This is a genomic window from Achromobacter sp. CSND-B12, assembly GCF_052906545.1.
The window spans coordinates 995333-1010770 of record NZ_JBREGJ010000001.1 but is presented as its reverse complement, the minus strand read 5'-3'; the positions used below and the strand labels follow the sequence as shown (position 1 = coordinate 1010770).

At 69.3% G+C, this 15438-nt stretch carries 13 protein-coding genes; 4 read left to right on the top strand and 9 right to left on the bottom strand.

Annotation, left to right across the window (positions count from 1 at the left end; all coding sequences use genetic code 11):
* Nucleotides 1–41 precede the first annotated feature (41 nt).
* Nucleotides 42–860, top strand: a complete 819-nt coding sequence (locus tag ACUTAG_RS04490; RefSeq protein WP_148318536.1) for a hypothetical protein — start codon at nt 42–44, stop codon at nt 858–860.
* Between the two features lie 52 nt (nt 861–912).
* Here ACUTAG_RS04490 and ACUTAG_RS04485 read toward each other — a convergent pair whose 3' ends face one another.
* Complete coding sequence (locus ACUTAG_RS04485) at nt 913–2244, bottom strand: MFS transporter (RefSeq protein ID WP_148318538.1); 1332 nt, start codon at nt 2242–2244, stop codon at nt 913–915.
* A 120-nt stretch (nt 2245–2364) separates the two neighbouring features.
* On the opposite strand from ACUTAG_RS04485, the gene pdxR reads away from it, so the two are divergent.
* A complete protein-coding gene (pdxR, locus tag ACUTAG_RS04480) occupies nt 2365–3867 on the top strand; it encodes a MocR-like pyridoxine biosynthesis transcription factor PdxR (protein ID WP_026383308.1) in 1503 nt (500 codons plus the stop codon).
* A gap of 109 nt (nt 3868–3976) precedes the next feature.
* On the opposite strand, the gene ACUTAG_RS04475 is transcribed toward pdxR, so the two are convergent.
* From ACUTAG_RS04475 to ACUTAG_RS04440, 8 genes are all read right to left on the bottom strand, one after another.
* Complete coding sequence (locus ACUTAG_RS04475; protein WP_026383307.1) at nt 3977–5305, bottom strand: aspartate aminotransferase family protein; 1329 nt, start codon at nt 5303–5305, stop codon at nt 3977–3979.
* Nucleotides 5302–6381 (bottom strand): phosphotransferase, encoded by a 1080-nt coding sequence (locus ACUTAG_RS04470; RefSeq protein ID WP_020928748.1) that lies wholly within the window; start codon nt 6379–6381, stop codon nt 5302–5304. Before ACUTAG_RS04470 ends, ACUTAG_RS04475 begins: the two co-directional genes overlap by 4 nt.
* Nucleotides 6378–7676 carry an ArgE/DapE family deacylase gene (locus ACUTAG_RS04465; protein ID WP_148318540.1) on the bottom strand — a complete coding sequence of 433 codons (1299 nt, stop codon included), beginning with the start codon at nt 7674–7676 and terminating at the stop codon, nt 6378–6380. Before ACUTAG_RS04465 ends, ACUTAG_RS04470 begins: the two co-directional genes overlap by 4 nt.
* Nucleotides 7677–7837: 161 nt before the next feature.
* Entirely contained in the window at nt 7838–8440 is a 603-nt protein-coding gene (locus tag ACUTAG_RS04460; RefSeq protein WP_110059199.1) for a DUF4304 domain-containing protein, read from the bottom strand.
* A 117-nt stretch (nt 8441–8557) separates the two neighbouring features.
* Nucleotides 8558–9817: a putative Na+/H+ antiporter gene (locus tag ACUTAG_RS04455; RefSeq protein ID WP_148318542.1), complete on the bottom strand. Its 1260-nt coding sequence runs from the start codon at nt 9815–9817 to the stop codon at nt 8558–8560.
* On the bottom strand, nt 9814–10323 hold the full coding sequence (locus tag ACUTAG_RS04450) for a hypothetical protein (RefSeq protein WP_047991373.1): 510 nt from the start codon (nt 10321–10323) through the stop codon (nt 9814–9816). Before ACUTAG_RS04450 ends, ACUTAG_RS04455 begins: the two co-directional genes overlap by 4 nt.
* Nucleotides 10324–10389: 66 nt before the next feature.
* Entirely contained in the window at nt 10390–11904 is a 1515-nt protein-coding gene (locus ACUTAG_RS04445; protein WP_026383301.1) for a tripartite tricarboxylate transporter permease, read from the bottom strand.
* A 3-nt stretch (nt 11905–11907) separates the two neighbouring features.
* Complete coding sequence (locus ACUTAG_RS04440) at nt 11908–12393, bottom strand: tripartite tricarboxylate transporter TctB family protein (RefSeq protein WP_020928744.1); 486 nt, start codon at nt 12391–12393, stop codon at nt 11908–11910.
* A gap of 344 nt (nt 12394–12737) precedes the next feature.
* Between ACUTAG_RS04440 and ACUTAG_RS04435 the strand changes: the two genes are divergently transcribed.
* Both ACUTAG_RS04435 and ACUTAG_RS04430 read left to right on the top strand, forming a co-directional pair.
* Nucleotides 12738–14123, top strand: coding sequence for a sensor histidine kinase (locus ACUTAG_RS04435; protein ID WP_024069750.1), 1386 nt, complete (start codon nt 12738–12740; stop codon nt 14121–14123).
* Nucleotides 14120–15415: a sigma-54-dependent transcriptional regulator gene (locus ACUTAG_RS04430; protein ID WP_148318544.1), complete on the top strand. Its 1296-nt coding sequence runs from the start codon at nt 14120–14122 to the stop codon at nt 15413–15415. Before ACUTAG_RS04435 ends, ACUTAG_RS04430 begins: the two co-directional genes overlap by 4 nt.
* Nucleotides 15416–15438 lie beyond the last annotated feature (23 nt).

Sequence of the window (15438 nt, the reverse complement as noted above, 5' to 3'; positions counted from 1 at the left end):
CGCGTCGCGGCTCTCCTCCTTCCCCTGGCCATGCAGAAAAAATGAGCAAGATTCGAAACAAGGACAACTTCGACTGGACCCAGCCTTCCGTGCGGAGACTCTTTGAATTCCTCAAGGAACATACGAAGTGGAATCGAGAGTTCCAGGAGCGTGAGTATGCGCGTTGCTTGGCCGGTTGCCATTCCGCTCATGACAGGCTGACCCGTTTTCTGCATTTGAATGTCAGCACGCAGTCTAGCGCGGACATGAACGATCTGCGGGGATTCTGGGAAACGCTGCACCGGGCCACTCCGGAACAGACCGCGTCGTTGAAGGCGTTCACCGCGTATCTGCTGGGTCCAGGCAAAGAGCATGCCAAAAAGGGCAAGGCCCCTTTCACGGCCCGGGAAGGCGAGACGGACGATTGGGCAGCGCTTTTCCTCGCCCTGCATGCCCGACCGGGGTGGGGCATCAAGACGACGGCGCTGTTCGTCAAGGCGGCGATCAGGCTACACGCGGGGCCGCAAGCGCTTCATTTTTGGTCCGACGCCAGCCGGGGACCTGAAAGCGCCCTGCAAAGCAAGCCTTATCTGCCTGTCGATCGGGTCATCCTGCACATATTCGAGACGCTGGGGCATCCCTGTCCGCGAGTCGAGAATATCAACAAGGGCCTGAGAAGCCGCTACTCGGCTGAGGACATGCTGACGTGGGACGACCTGTGGTTCTGGGGGTTCTTCACTCAGACTGGCACCGACAACAGACGTACGCTCGGTTGGAATTCGGGAAAATTCTGGAGCCAATTGTCGTCTCCCAAGAACGACGAAGCGCAATTGAGGGCGCTGGGCGAAACGTTCGTCGGCTTGCTCACCGCCAAGTCATAGGGGGCGGAGCAGCGCCTTGGATATCGTCCAAAGCGCAGCGCCGCGATCGGTGTTACAGCGCTCGGCTGTGCTGCCCGGCACGCAGGGCGCCGCGTCCCCGGCGCGCCGCCTCCCGCTCCGGCGTCGGCAGGTAGATCGCGCACAGCAGGTTGGCGCCGGCGATGATGGCGAACATCAGCGCCATCGGCTGCCAGGTCAGGCCGAAGGTGTGCGCCACCCACAGCCCCACCAGCGGCGTGGTGCCGCCGAAAATCGCGCCGCACAGCTGGAAGCTGAGCGAGATGCCGGTGTAGCGCATCTCCACCGGGAAGGCCAGCGGCAGGTAGGGCGCCAGCACCGCGTAGTAGGCGCCGATCAGGAAGATCGCAGTGAGGATGCCGATGGCGATGTTCTGGATGTCGCCGGTCAGGATCAGCATCATCATCGGCACCGCCCACAGCGTCGACAGGGCGGTGACCCAGATCAGGAAGCGGCGCTCGCCGACGCGGGTGGCGATGTACGAGGCGATCGGGAAGCTGATCAGCTCGACCACGCCGGCCCAGGTCACCACGTCCAGGATCTGGCTGCGCGTGATCTTCAGGTAGGTGGTGGTGTAGGTGATCATCAGGGTGGTGACGAAGTAGAACCCCGAGATGCCCAGCAGGCACAGGCCGATGCCCAGCAGCAGCGCGCGCTTGCGTTCGCGCAGCACCATGCTGATGGGGGCGGTGCTTTCCTTTTTCTTTTCCTTCAGGCGCGCTTCCAGTTCGGGGCTTTCGTTGACGCCGCGGCGGATGACGAAGGCCACCAGCACCAGCACGCCGCTGATGATGAAGGGCAGGCGCCAGCCCCACGACAGGAAGTCCTCTTTGGGCAGGTCGGACACCAGGCGGAACACGCCGGTCGCCAGGATCAGGCCGATGGGGCTGCCGTACTGCGGCGCCGAGGCCAGGAAGGTGCGCCACTTGGGCGGCGCGTGTTCGGCCGCGATCAGCACCGCGCCGCCCCATTCGCCGCCCACCGCGATGCCCTGCACCAGCCGCAGCGCGACCAGCAGCACCACGGCGGTCAGGCCGATCGAATGGTATGACGGCAGCAGGCCGATCAGCGTGGTGGCCAGGCCCATCAGCAGCAGCGTGATGACCAGGCTCTGCTTGCGGCCGACGCGGTCGCCGAGATGGCCGAACAGCACCGCGCCCACCGGCCGCGCGAAAAAGCCGATGGCGAAGGTGCCGAGCGAGGCCAGCGTGCCCATGAAGGGATCGTTGGTGGCGAAGAACACGTCGCCGAACACCAGGGCGGCCGCCGTGGCATAACAGTAGAAGTCGTACCACTCGATCATGGTGCCGAAGAAAGCGGCGGCCGCCGCCCTGACCGGCTGTCTGCGGCCATTCTGGTCTTGCATGGAATTCCCCTTGTTTGTCGCGGCTTTCCACGGTGGCGCCGCATTGGATACGGCGTTGACGATAGCAACTACTGGCTATATCTTGTATAGCCACAATCCAATCAGAGATAGGTCCACTTCATGAAGGAAGTCCTGCTCGCCGACCTGCTATCCGGCGCGCTATCGCGCGAGTCGGCCGACCCGCTGCAAAAGCAGATCTACGACATCGTGCGGCGCGGCGTGCTGGACCACACGCTGGTGGCGGGGCAGCGCTTGCCGTCCTCGCGCGTGCTGGCGCAGGAGTTGGGCATCTCGCGCATCACGGTGACACTGGCGTACGAACGCCTGATCGCCGAGAACTACCTGAGCGCGCGCGGCGGCAGCGGCACCTTCGTCGAGAAGACGGTGGACCGGCCGCTGCTGCCGCCGGCCTCGCCAGGGCTCGCGCAGCGCCACGTGCCGGGCCTGTCCACGCGCGGCGAGGGCATCGCCGGCGGCGCGGCCGGACTGGGCCAGCACACCGGGGCATTCGTGCCGGGCGTGGCCGACGCCAGCCTGTTTCCGTTCCACCTGTGGCGCCGGCTGGTGTCGCGCCATCTGGGCAAGTCGAACCTGGCGCTGTCGGGCTATGCCAAGGACGGCGCGGGCTTTCTGCCGCTGCGCGAGGCCATCGCCAGCTATCTGCGGCTGGCGCGGGCCGTGGTGTGCGAGCCGGAGCAGGTCATCGTCACGGCGGGCACGCACCAGTCGGTGGACCTGTGCGCGCGCATGCTGGCGGGGGCGGGCGACGCCGCGCTGGTGGAAAGCCCGTGCCACTGGGCCTTTCCGCCGGTGCTGGCGGCGGCGGGCGTGCGCGCCCATGCCGCCGTGCTCGATGACCAGGGCCTGGACCTGGCGGCCAGCAAGCTGCCGCGCCGCGCGCGGCTGCTGATCACCAGCCCGTCGCACCAGTACCCCACCGGCGTGGTGATGCCGCTGGCGCGGCGCCTGGAACTGCTGCAGGCGGCGCGGGCGCGCGGCCTGTGGGTGCTGGAGGACGACTACGACAGCGAGTTCCGCTACGACGGCGCGCCGATTCCGTCGTTGCAGGGGCTGGATGCCGACGGCCGCGTGATCTACCTGGGCACCTTCAGCAAGACCATGTTCGCCGGCCTGCGCATGAGCTACATGGTGGTGCCGCCACAGGTGGCCGAGCCGTTCTCGCGCGCCTGCGCCAGCATCTATCGGCCGGGCCAGCTGCACTTGCAGGCGGCGCTGGCGGACTTCATGGCGGACGGCCATTTCTCGCACAACATCAAGCGCATGCGCACCGAGTATGCTGGCCGCCAGATCGTGCTGCGCGAGGCGATGGCGGCGCGCGTCGGCGACCAGGTGCAGTTGTCGCAAGCGCGGGCCGGGCTGCATGTCTATGCGCGGCTCGACCGCAAGGTGTCGGTGCCGCGTCTGGCCGAGGCGGCCCGCGACGAAGGCATCGTGCTGGGGCAGCCGCACTACCTGCCCGATGCCGCGCGCGCGGCGGCGCCGGCGGTGGTGCTGGGGTATGGCGGCGTGCCGTGCGAGCGCATCGACGATGGCGTGGCCCGCTTTGCGCGGGCGCTGGGGCGGGCCGGCGAGAACCGGCCCGCGCGGCGGGCGCGGCGTTGAGCCTTGCCGTTGAATGACGGCGGTGGACCAAGGCAGCCAGGGACGGTGGCCGGCGCCCCGCATCGGCGGGGCAGCGCGGGAGCGGTCACGAGGGGCGCCGCTTCGCCCGCTACAGTTCCGCCAGCGTCTGGTCCGCCGCCGCCAGCAGCAGGTCGGCATGCTCGCGGGCGAACGGCAGTTGCGGCCGCAGCTTGAGCACGTTGCCGTGCAGGCCGGTGGCGCTGAGCAGCACGCGGCGCTGGCGCATCAGGTTGACGAAGCGGTGCGTCTCTTCCTTGGCCGGTGTCTTCGCGGCGCGGTCGCGCACCAGTTCGACGCCGATGAAGAGGCCATCGCCGCGCACGTCGCCGATCAGCGCGTGGCGCTCGGCCAGCGCGCGGAAACCGTCGCGCAGGTACTGGCCGGTGCGCGCGGCGTTGGCCTGCAGGCCTTCTTCCTCGATGACCGAGAGCGTGGCCTGGGCAGCCGCGCAGGCCACCGGATTGCCGCCGAAGGTATTGAAGTAGCGCGCCTCGCGGCCAAAGCGCTCCATGATGTCGGGACGCGACACCATGGCGGCGATGGGATGGCCGTTGCCCATCGGCTTGCCCATGGTGACGAGGTCCGGCACCAGGCCGTGGCGCTGGAAGCCCCACATGCACGAGCCGGTGCGGGCGAAGCCGGCCTGCACTTCGTCGGCGATGAACAGGCCGCCGGCGTCGCGGATGGCCTGCGCCGCCGGCGCCAGGAAGCCGGCCGGATCGCTGTAGACGCCGTCGCTGGACAGGATCGTGTCCACCAGCAGCGCGGCCGGCTTGATGCCGTGGCGCCGCATGTCGTCGATGGCGGCCCGCACCTGCTGGCCGAACCATTGCCCGAGGGTGGCCGGATCGTGGCGGTAGCTGTCGGGCGCGGCCACGGCGCGCGTGTCCACGCCCAGCGGCACGGCCTGGCCGAGCGACGGCGACACAGCGGCCACCGCGGCGGTGACGCCGTGGTATGCCAGTTGCGTGACGATGACGCCGGTGCCGCCGGTATGGCTGCGCGCCACGCGCAGCGCCAGGTCGTTGGCCTCGCTGCCGGTGCAGGTGAAGATGACCTGCGACAGCGGCTGCGGGAACGTCGCCAGCAGGCGTTCGGCGTAGTCCAGCACGCCGTCGTGCAGATAGCGGGTGTGGGTGTTCAGCACCGCCGCCTGTTCGGCGATGGCGCGCACCACGCGCGGATGACTGTGGCCCACCGAGGCTACGTTGTTGTAGGCGTCCAGGTAGCGATCGCCGTCGGCGCCGTAGAGCCACACGCCTTCGCCGCGCACGATGTGCAGCGGCTGGTCGTAGAACAGGCGGTAGGCCGGCCCCAGCACGCGCTGGCGGCGGGCGATCAGCTCGCGCTCGGCCGGCGGCAGCGCGTCGGCCGCGGCGGGGTCGAAGGCGTTGAGCATGGCTTGGTCTCGGCTCATACAAGAGTCTCCATCGGGGTCTGGCTGGCGGCCAGCAGGATGTCGCTGGCCTGCTGCCGGGGCAGGGCGTCCAGGCGCGCCAGGCCGGTCCAGGCCAGGCCGTTGTTGCGCAGGATGTACTGGCGGTTCTCGGGGTGCTGCTGCGCGCGCCAGCCGGTGATGGCCACCGTGATCAACAGGCGCGTGGCGATCAGGTCGGGCAGCAGCGCGATCTCGGTTTCGGTCAGCGGCAGCGTCTGGTGATAGCTGGCCAGGCATTGGCGCAGCGCCAGCGACAGGGGGTTGGGGGCGTCGTCCAGCAGGTAGGCGCCGGCCACGGCCAGGTCCTGCGCCAGCGGCGCGCGCACCATGTCGCCAAAGTCCAGCAGCGCGGCGACCTGGTCGGGCCGATCGCGCGCCACCATGACGTTGTAGGGGTTGAGGTCGTTGTGGATGACCTGGCGCCGCAGCGCGCCCAGGCGGGGCCGCAGGTCGGTGACGAAGCGCTCGAGCTGGCGTTCGGCCAGCCGGCGGCGGTCCGCCTGCGGGATCTTGGGCAGCAGGTCGGCCAGTTGATCGGCCCGTTGCAGGTCCCACATCAGTTCGTGGCCGGCCATGGCATGGTCGAAGTCCGCCAGCGCCAGGTCGAACTGGGCCAGCGCGCGGCCCAGCGCCCGGTGCTGCGCCGGCGTGCGCGCCACCTGGTGCAGCGGCACGCCATCGACGAAGGTCATCAGGCGGATGGCGCGGCGGGCGCCGCTGGCGTCGTCGTGCCAATGCACGTAGTCGCCCGCCAGGCGGGGCAGCAGGTGCGGCACCGGCGGCTGGCCGCCGGCGCGCATCAGCCGCAATTGCGCCTGGGTGTGGAAGTCGGTGACCGCGGGGTCTTCGGCCGGATGCGTGGCCTTGAGCACGTAGGCGCGGCCGTCGGCGCCGCGCAGCAGGAAATTCTGGTCGCGCTCGCTGGACAGGATGCTGGCGCGGACCGCCAGGCCGTAGTGGTCGCGCGCCAGATCCTCGGCCTGCGACAGGGACAACTTGGGCGGCTCGGCCGCGAACAGCGCCTGGTCGGCGCTGGAGAGGTTGCTGCGGTTCATGCGTGGCGCTCTTCCAGTCCGCACCATTGGGCGATGAATAGCGCAATGGTCTGGGTGACCTTGCGCACCGATTCCAGGTTGACCGCCTCGTCGTAGCCGTGCGGCATGCGGCATTCCGGGCCGTAGACGATGGCCGGGGTGTCGGCGTACAGGCCGTAGAAGCGGGCGTCGGTGGCGGCCGACGTGGCGTATTCGCGCAGCGGTTCGCCGAACACCTGCTCATGCGCGGCGCGCAGCGCGGCCTCGGCCTCGTCGGCGTTCCGCAGTTCGTAGCCCTCGGCCATGAAGCCGTGGTAGACCACCTTGGGCGGATGCTTGGCCAGGAACGGATCGCGCGCCGCGGCCTGGGCCACGAAGGCTTCGATCTCGGCGCGCGCGGCCTCCAGGCTCTGGCCCGGATAGACAGCCACGCGCATGTCGAAGGTGCACCAGGCCGGCACGCTGGACGGCCAGTCGCCGCCGGCGATCTTGCCGAGGTTGAAGCGGATGGGGTGGGGATGGTCGCAGAAGTGGCGGTGGTCGCGCTTGTTGGCGTTCCAGCGCGTTTCCAGTTCGTCCAGCGCCTGGATCAGGAAGATCGCCTTCTGGATGGCGTTGGCGCCGGCGCCGGTGAAGGCGGCCGAGGCGTGCTGGGGGTCGCCTTCGATCTGCACCTGGAACCACATCGGCCCGACCTGGGCGCGCATCAGCATGGGCAGCAGCGGTTCCGGGATGAAGGCGGCGTCGGCGCGGTAGCCGCGCGCCAGGCAGGCCAGGGCGCCGTTGCCGGTGCATTCTTCTTCCACCACCGACTGCAGGAACACGTCGCCGGCCGGCGCCAGGCCGATCGCGGCGAGCGCGTCCATGGCCGACAGGCAGGCGACCAGGCCGGACTTCATGTCGCCGGCGCCGCGGCCGTGCATCCAGCCGTCGACGATGGCGGGGTCGTACGGGTCGCGGCTCCATTGCGCCAGCGGGCCGACCGGCACCACGTCGATGTGGCCATTGAGGATCAGCGAGCGGCCTTTCAGGCTGCGCGCGCGGTGGGCGCCGACCACGTTGTAGGCGTTGTCATAGGAAACCGCCACCGGCGAAAAGCCGGGCAGGTGGCGGATGGCGTCTACGTCGATGCGCCAGCGGTCCACCGCGTAGCCGCGTTCGGCGTAGCGCGCCGCCATGAAGTCCTGCGCGGTGGCTTCCTCGCCGCGCTGCGAGGGCAGGCGCACCAGTTGCGCCGTCAGTTCGGTCTGGGCCGCGAAGCCCGCGTCCACGGCTTGGAGGATGCGCTGGCGCAGCGCCGGGGTCAGTTCTGGCATGGATGTGCTCGGGGTTGACAGGGAACCCGGCCATGCTAGGGAAAATTGGATCGGTGAAAAATAGCCAATCCGGGTTATTTGATATGGCCACTTTTCGGTTGCCGCCCGGGGGCCGGCGCCTCGCGGGCGCCAGGGATGGGGCAGGCCGCGGCCGCAGGATCCTAGCCTGCCAGGAGCGCCTGCAGCTTTTCCTGCAGCGAGGTGGCCCGTTCCGGCGCCCGTGCCAACCCCGAGCGCGCGAAGGTCCGGGCCCGCTCCGCGTCGCCCAGGTGCCGCGCGATGCGCGCCAGGTGTAGCGTCCTCGCGGGATGGATGCCGTCAGGATCGGTCTGCCGCAGCAGCCGTTCGCAGCTGGCGGGGTAGGCGTCGTGGTCAGCGAAGAAGGCATGGCCCTGGCGCGCCCATTCGCTGACGATGAAGGCGACGTTCTCCTCGGCGCTGGCCTGGTCGGGTCCATAGGCCCAGCCGAACGCGGGGCCGGGCGGCGGGTCGATGCGTTCGCGGAACACGCAGTGCGATTCCTCGATCTCGGCCGGCGGCACGAAGGCGCCGCCTTCGCACGGCAGGAAATCGTAGTGCGCGCCCAGGTTCAGGTAGCAGGCCTTGCCGCCGCTGGCGCCCTGCACGTTGAAGACGTGCACGACGGGGCCGCGGATACGCCGCAGGGTCTGGCCCGAGCCCTCGAACCCTTCGGCCTTCAGGACGGGGTAGAGGTGCCTGGTCAGTAGCTTGAGGAACGCGTTGCGGGTCATCGTGGTCGCCATGTCGGATCGCCTCTGAAAAAGGGCGGGGCCATTGGACCGCGGCCGCGGGCGCGATGTGCGCCAAACCATGTCAGATGCAACGAGAATTGGCCCCCGGGGCGGCAACCCCGGGGACGGTCACAGCAGGAACAGGAGCGACGCGGCCACCGCGGTGGGCGCCAGTGCGCCGGCCAGCAGCGCGGGCATGCTGACCGCGCCGTTGCTGAATCCGCCGCGCAGCAGCGCCACCCCGGCGGGGTTGGGCGCGTTGGCGATCACCGTCAGGCCGCCGCCGGCAACCGCGCCCGCCACCAGCATGTATTGCGCCTGCGCGGAAATGCCGTCGATCAACGATCCCAGGTAGGTCAGGGCGGCATTGTCGGTGACGGCGGTGAGGGCCAGGGCGCCGAAGAACAGCACGCGTGGTTCGAGGGCGCTGACGATGGGCTGCAGCCACCATTGCTGCATGCCGCCCAGCACGACCAGGCCGGCCAGGAAGAAGCCGACCAGCAGGGCTTCCTTGATGATCAGCCGGCTCTGGTGCGCCTTGTAGGCCTGGGTGTAGCCCAGGAAGAACAGGAACAGCCCCAGGAAGAGGATGGGATGGTGGGCGAACAGGACGATCGCCGCCAGGAACAGCAGGTGCACCGTGATGACGGTGGACGACATCGGCTTGGCGTTGCCGCCGACCGTCAAGACATCGCCGTCTTGCAGGTGGGGCCGCAGCAGCCAGGTGACCGCGGTGGCGTTGACCAGCACCGCCAGCGCGGCTTTCCAGCCGAAGGTCTTGAGCATGAAGGCGCTGTCCCAGCCCCAGGTCGCCGCCACCATCAGGACGGGCGGGGCCGCGTACGAGGTCAAGGTGCCGCCGATCGAGATGTTGACGAATAGCACGCCCAGCGCCAGGTACTTCAGCCGTTCCGGCATGCCGCGGTGAAAGACCTGCGGCGCCAGCATCATGGCGGCGATCGTCATGGCGGCCGGCTCCGTGATCAGCGACCCGGCCAGAGGCACGAGCGCGAGGCACAGCCACGCCTTTGCCGTCCGGTCGGCCGTCGGAAGCCATCTGGCCAGGCGGTCCACCAGCCGCATGACCGCCGTGAGGACGGGCAGCGAGGCGGCGATGACCATGACCACGAAGACAAACGCCGGCTCGGTGTAGTTGCGCGACTCGGCGTAGCCGAGCGCCGCCTCGCCGGAGGCGGCGAAGGCCATCAGCAACAGCAGCACCGCGGCCCAGAAGCCGAACACCACCTCGACCTCGCCGAGCAGGTGCAGCAGGCCTTCGTGGCGCTTGTTGCGGTGCGCCAGCCGCAGGAACAGCGGCGCGGAAAAGGTATGCAGCAGGGCGACCGCGAATACGGCCGCGGCGATGATTTCAATGGGTTGGTCAGTCATGCGCGGGCTTCCTCGATGGCGGGTTCATAGCGCGCGACCTCGATCCACAGCCGCGCCATCACCACGTGGCGGACCAGGTCATACAGGTGCGCGGGGGCATCGGCCGGCACCAGAACACGGCGGATCAATGCCTGCAGATCGACGCGCAGCCAGGGTGGTGGCGGCGCGCTGTCGTGCTGGCGCATCGTGGCCATCAGGCGGATGAGGTCGAGCGACGGCATGTCGATCCTGAGTTCGGCATTGTCTGGCGGTAGCACGGCATCGCGCAGGGCCTGCAGGGTCGAACAAATGTAGACGCCGGCGGGATCCAGGCGATTGCCATCGACATGCCTGCGCCAATCCTGGGTGCCGATGAGCGCGGCACTGGCGCCCGCACTGGGAGCCTCGAAGCGCAGCCGGCTGAACTCCAGCAATTCCATCAATTCCACGAAGGACAGCCCGCGGGCGACCCCCAACGTAGGGTCCTGGGCCGCGGTCAGCGCGTGTTCGTCCTGCAATCCCCTCATGGCGTACTCCGGTGTAGCGGCGGGGCCGCCTTGCGGCGACCCCTGATCGTGCAGTTTTCCGTGAAATCAGGCCTGCGCCTGTTCCAGCGCGCGCACCTTGCGGCGATTGCGCACGGTCGAGTAGACCAGCCACAGCGCGAGCGCGAAGATCGCGTAGATGAAACCCGCGCTGATCGGGCGGTCGATGAAGATGCCCATCTGCCCGCGCGACAGCAGCAGGGCGCGGCGGAAGTTCTCCTCGACCATCGGCCCCAGCACGAAGCCGAGCAGCAGCGGCGCGGGCGAGAAGCGCAGCTTCAGGAACAAGTAGCCGACCATGCCCAGCACCAGCACCATGCCGACGTCGAACAGGCTGTTCTGGGTGCTGTACACGCCCACGCAGACGAAGAACAGCGCCGACGGGAACAGGTACTTGTAGGGCACCTTGAGCAGCTTGGCCCACATGCCGATCAGCGGCAGGTTCATGATCACCAGCATCACGTTGCCGATCCAGAAGCTGGCGATCAGGCCCCAGAACAGGTCGGCGTGCTCGGTCACCATCTGCGGTCCCGGCTGGATGCCGTGGATGATCAGGGCGCCCAGCATCAGCGCCATGACGGAGTCGCCCGGGATGCCCAGGCTCATGGTCGGGATGAAGCTGGTCTGCGCCGCCGAGTTGTTGGCCGCCTCGGGGCCGGCGATGCCCTCGATCGCGCCGTTGCCGAAGCGCGCGGGCGTCTTGGAGACGCGTTTTTCCACGGCGTAGGACATGAACGACGCGATGGTCGCGCCGGTGCCGGGCAGGATGCCCAGGACCGCGCCGATGGCGCTGCCGCGCGCGATCGGCATGGCCGACTGGCGGATGTCGCCGGGCTCGGGCCGCACCGACATGCGGGCCGCGCTGCCGACCGTGCTGGCCTTGCCGATGCGGTTGACGTTGGCGAAGAAGTCCGCCAGCCCGAACAGGCCCATCGCCAGCGCCACCAACTGCACGCCATCGCTCAGTTCGAGGATGCCGAAGGCATAGCGGATGGTGCCGGTGTTGACGTCGGTGCCGATCACGCCGATCAGCAGGCCCAGGAACACCATGGCCACGCCCTTGATGGCCGAGCCCTTGGCCAGCGTGGCGCCAGCGAACAGGCCCAGCATCATCATCGAGAAGTACTCGGCCGGCCCGAACTGGAAGGCCACTTCCACCAGGATGGGCGAGAACAGGATCATGACGATGATGCCGACGCTGGCGCCGACAAAGGACGCCAGCACCAGCATGAACAGCGCCGAGCCGGACTTGCCGCGGCGCGCCAGCGGGTTGCCGTCCAGGCAGGTGACGGCATGGGACGGCGTGCCGGGCAGGTTCAGCAGGATGCAGGTGATGCCGCCGCCATACTGGGCGCCGTAGTAGATGCCCGCCAGCATCATCAGCGCCGCCACCGGCGTCATGGCGTAGGTCAGCGGCAGCAGGATGGAGATCGCGGCCAGCACGCCCATGCCGGGCAGCACGCCGATCATGTTGCCCATGAAGACGCCGAACAGCGACCACAGCAGGTTGTCCCACTGGAAGGCGACGCTGAAGCCGTGCAGAACGTTGTCGAGGATATCCATGGTTCAACCCCAGCGCAGCATCGGGAACTGCAATTGCAGCGCCCAGGAAAAGACAATGGCGCCGAACAGCGTCATCGCGGCGGCCAGGATGGCAGCGCTTTTGTATGTGTTGGAGGTGTCCCCCAGGGCCGACACGAACACCAGCGCGAAGGTGGCTGGCAGAAAGCCCAGGTACTGGCCGATCACGATGAACAGCGCGATGCCGGCCGCGATGCAGGCCATGCCGCGCAGGCGCTCGCGCCGGGTGGGCTGCGGCAGCTGTTCTTCGAGCTGTTCTTCCTGGATTTCGTCGGGGTCGGGGCTGAGCGGGATGAGGATGCCCAGCGCCACGAGGAAGGCGCCCACCAGCATCGGGAAGTAGCCCGGCCCCATGCGGGCCAGTTCGCCGATGTTGTAGGAGGTGGCCTGGAAGATCGTCAGCGCGCCGCAGAGGGCGATGAAGGCGCCTCCCCACAGATCGCGTTTTCTAGAGAATATGGTGCTGCCCATGGCGTGCTCCCCGTTATTGTTGATGACAGCCTGCCGGCCTTGCCTGTTGCGGCCGGAAGGAGCGGGGGACTTTAAGGAGGGCGGCTTGCATTCTGCTTTCGTCCGGCAGCCGCTGTATTGCGGGATAACCATGAGTCCGGCGCGCGCGGCGCGGCGGGTGTCTGGAAAGGTGAACGATCGCAGACGCCGATGTTCGCAAAGCTGAACATCTAGGCGAGAAATCGGGCGCAACCGCCCGGCCGGCACGCTTTTTGCCGAGCATCGGCGCGCTTGCGAAATCTTGCACATTGGTGGGCCCTTGCTGCCACGGCATAATCTCGTTTTGCCGTCCGACGCCGTCGATCATGTTTCGCTTGCCGCTCACCGCGCGTATCCCGCTGGCGGTTTCCCTGTTGTTCCTGGCCATCTCCGCCACGTTGATATCGCTGGCGCTGCATGGTCTGTCGCGTCAGTTCGACACGCAGATTTCCAACCTGGGACAGGTCTACCTGGATGGCCTGTCCGCCGCCATCCTGCCGGCCGTGCGTGCCGGCGATGGCGAGCAGATGACGGAGGTGTTGAACCGCGCGCTGGATACGCACCTGGGCGTGGTCGACCGGACGCTTGCGGTGGTGGCCGCCGATGGCCGCATGCTGGCGCACGTGGCGCGCTATCCCGAAGTCGAACCGGTGCCGCTGGCCCTGCTGCGCGAGACCCCTGGCAGCCGGGTCAGCCTGCGCTCGGAAGGCGTCTGGACCTGGCGGCTGCTGGACAGCGCGCGCCCCGAACTGGGGACCGTGGTCGCCAACCTGGACGTGAGCGATTTCCTGTCGCAGCGGCGCGGACTCGCGCTCGAGCTGGGGCTGGTCGGGTTGGCCATCGGCGTGCTGGGGGCGGCGCTGTGCTACGGCATGGCGCGGCGCCTGCAGCGCCCCATCATCTCGTTGACCCAGGCTTTGCGGGCGGCGCGCGCGGACCGGCCCCGCACGATGGACGTGCGCACCCGCGACCCGGAGTTGCGCGAACTGCTGGCGGCCTACAACTGGATGGCCGAGAGCGTGCGCGAGCGCGAGGCCCTGGCGCGGCGGCACGCCCACATCGAGCGCGAAGCGGTGCTGGGCCGCATGTCGGCAGCGCTGGCGCACGAAGTGCGCAACCCGCTGGGCGGATTGCGCACCGCCGTGCAGACCCTGCGGCAGTTCGGCGAGCGCGCCGAGGTGCGGCAGGAATCGCTGGGATTCATCGATCGCGGCGTGGAAGCGCTGCAGGCGGTGGTGGACGCCAGCCTGCGCACCTTCCGGCCGGGCGACGCGCGCTTGCGGCAGGCCGATGTGGAAGACGTGCGCCTGCTGGTGGCGGCGCAGGCCGGCCGGGCCGGCGTCGAGGTGTCGCTGGCCTGCGCCGGGATGGGGCCGGACACGCTGCCCTTGCCGGCGGGGCCGGTGCGGCAGGTGTTGCTGAACCTGGTGCTCAACGCCGTGCAGGCCGCGCCGCCCGGGAGTCCGGTGCGGATCGTGGCGCGCGCGCATGCGGGCGCCCTGGCCTTGCACGTGGCCGACCGCGGCGCGGGCCTGCCGCCGCAGGCCCGCGCCGCGTTGGCCGGCGAGCCCTCGGGCGGCGACGGCATGGGGCTGGGCATCGTCGCCGGCCTGGTGGCGGGCCTGGGCGGGCGGGCGCGGGTGTGCAGCCGCGGCCAGGACACGCGCATTTCCGTGCGCATTCCTTTACCACGCGAAGGGCAAACGCTGTGAACGATACCCAGGTGTTGTTGATCGAGGATGACCCGGTGCTGGGCGGCGCGCTGCTGCAGCGCTTGCGGCTGGAGGGCATGCGGGCGCAATGGGTGCAGAGCTGCGCGCAGGCGGTGGAATGGTTCCGCCGCTCGCGCCAGCGGCCGGCTTTCGTGCTGGCCGACATCCGCCTGCCGGACGGCTCGGGCGAGGATCTCTACCGGCGCCTGATCCCGTACTTGGCGCGCGCCACCGTGGTGTTCGCCACGGCCTATGGCGACATCGCCCAGGCGGTGCGGCTGGTGGCGGCGGGCGCCAACGACTACCTGACCAAGCCCTACGATACCGATGCGCTGGTGGCGCGCATGCGTGCCGTTATCGCGGCGCACCCCGATGGCGCGGCGGTGGACGTGCGCGACAATCCCTTCCTGCCCGACGACCCCGAAAGCCCGCTGGCCCACGCGCTCGAGCGCCTGGCGGCCAGCGCCCTGCCGTTGTTGCTGGAAGGCGAGACCGGCGCGGGCAAGGACCGCGCCGCGCGCTATGCGCATGCGCGCTCGGCGTTCGCGGCGGGGCCGTTCGTGGCCGTCAATTGCGCCTCGGTGCCCGAGGAACTGGCCGAAAGCCTGCTGTTCGGCCACGCCAAGGGCGCCTTCAGCGGCGCGGGCGCGGCCCGCGACGGCTTTTTCCAGCAGGCCGCCGAGGGCACCCTGTATCTGGATGAAGTGGCCGAGCTTGCCCCCAGGGCCCAGTCCGCGCTGCTGCGCGTGCTGGAAAACGGCGAATACCGGCCGCTGGGCGACGCGGCCAGCCGGCGGATGGGTTGCCGCATCATGGCCAGCGCCAGCATCGACCTGGAACAGGCGGTGGCTGGGCGCGGCTTTCGCGCCGACCTCTATTACCGGCTGGCAGTGGCGCGGCTGGCGCTGCCGCCGCTGCGGGCCCGGCCAGGGGCGATCGCGCCGCTGGCGCGCGCCCTGCTGGATGAACAGGCGCAAGCGGGCGCCATGACGCTGTCGGCCGACGCGCTGTATGCGCTGGACACGCACGATTGGCCCGGCAACGTCCGGGAATTGCGCAACCGCATCGCCCGCGCGGTGGTCATGGCGGACGGCGCCATGCTGTCGGCCAGCGACCTGTTCCCCGAGCGTCGCCTGGCGCCGGCGGCGGACCTGGCGGCGTTGCGGGGCGACGCCGAGCTGCGCGCGATCCAGCGGACCATCGCCGAAACCGGCGGGCACCTGGGCGAGGCGGCGAAAAAGCTGGGCATTTCGCGCACGACCCTGTGGAAGAAGCTGCGCGCGGCGCGTTGACCGCCGGCCGTGGCGCCGGGCCA

Excerpts from the sequence above, each read along its gene's own strand:
- ACUTAG_RS04490 (WP_148318536.1), top strand. The coding sequence starts at position 42 with ATGAGCAAGATTCGAAACAAGGACAACTTCGACTGGACCCAGCCTTCC.
- ACUTAG_RS04485 (WP_148318538.1), bottom strand. The coding sequence starts at position 2,244 with ATGCAAGACCAGAATGGCCGCAGACAGCCGGTCAGGGCGGCGGCCGCC.
- pdxR (WP_026383308.1), top strand. The coding sequence starts at position 2,365 with ATGAAGGAAGTCCTGCTCGCCGACCTGCTATCCGGCGCGCTATCGCGC.
- ACUTAG_RS04475 (WP_026383307.1), bottom strand. The coding sequence starts at position 5,305 with ATGAGCCGAGACCAAGCCATGCTCAACGCCTTCGACCCCGCCGCGGCC.
- ACUTAG_RS04470 (WP_020928748.1), bottom strand. The coding sequence starts at position 6,381 with ATGAACCGCAGCAACCTCTCCAGCGCCGACCAGGCGCTGTTCGCGGCC.
- ACUTAG_RS04465 (WP_148318540.1), bottom strand. The coding sequence starts at position 7,676 with ATGCCAGAACTGACCCCGGCGCTGCGCCAGCGCATCCTCCAAGCCGTG.
- ACUTAG_RS04460 (WP_110059199.1), bottom strand. The coding sequence starts at position 8,440 with ATGGCGACCACGATGACCCGCAACGCGTTCCTCAAGCTACTGACCAGG.
- ACUTAG_RS04455 (WP_148318542.1), bottom strand. The coding sequence starts at position 9,817 with ATGACTGACCAACCCATTGAAATCATCGCCGCGGCCGTATTCGCGGTC.
- ACUTAG_RS04450 (WP_047991373.1), bottom strand. The coding sequence starts at position 10,323 with ATGAGGGGATTGCAGGACGAACACGCGCTGACCGCGGCCCAGGACCCT.
- ACUTAG_RS04445 (WP_026383301.1), bottom strand. The coding sequence starts at position 11,904 with ATGGATATCCTCGACAACGTTCTGCACGGCTTCAGCGTCGCCTTCCAG.
- ACUTAG_RS04440 (WP_020928744.1), bottom strand. The coding sequence starts at position 12,393 with ATGGGCAGCACCATATTCTCTAGAAAACGCGATCTGTGGGGAGGCGCC.
- ACUTAG_RS04435 (WP_024069750.1), top strand. The coding sequence starts at position 12,738 with ATGTTTCGCTTGCCGCTCACCGCGCGTATCCCGCTGGCGGTTTCCCTG.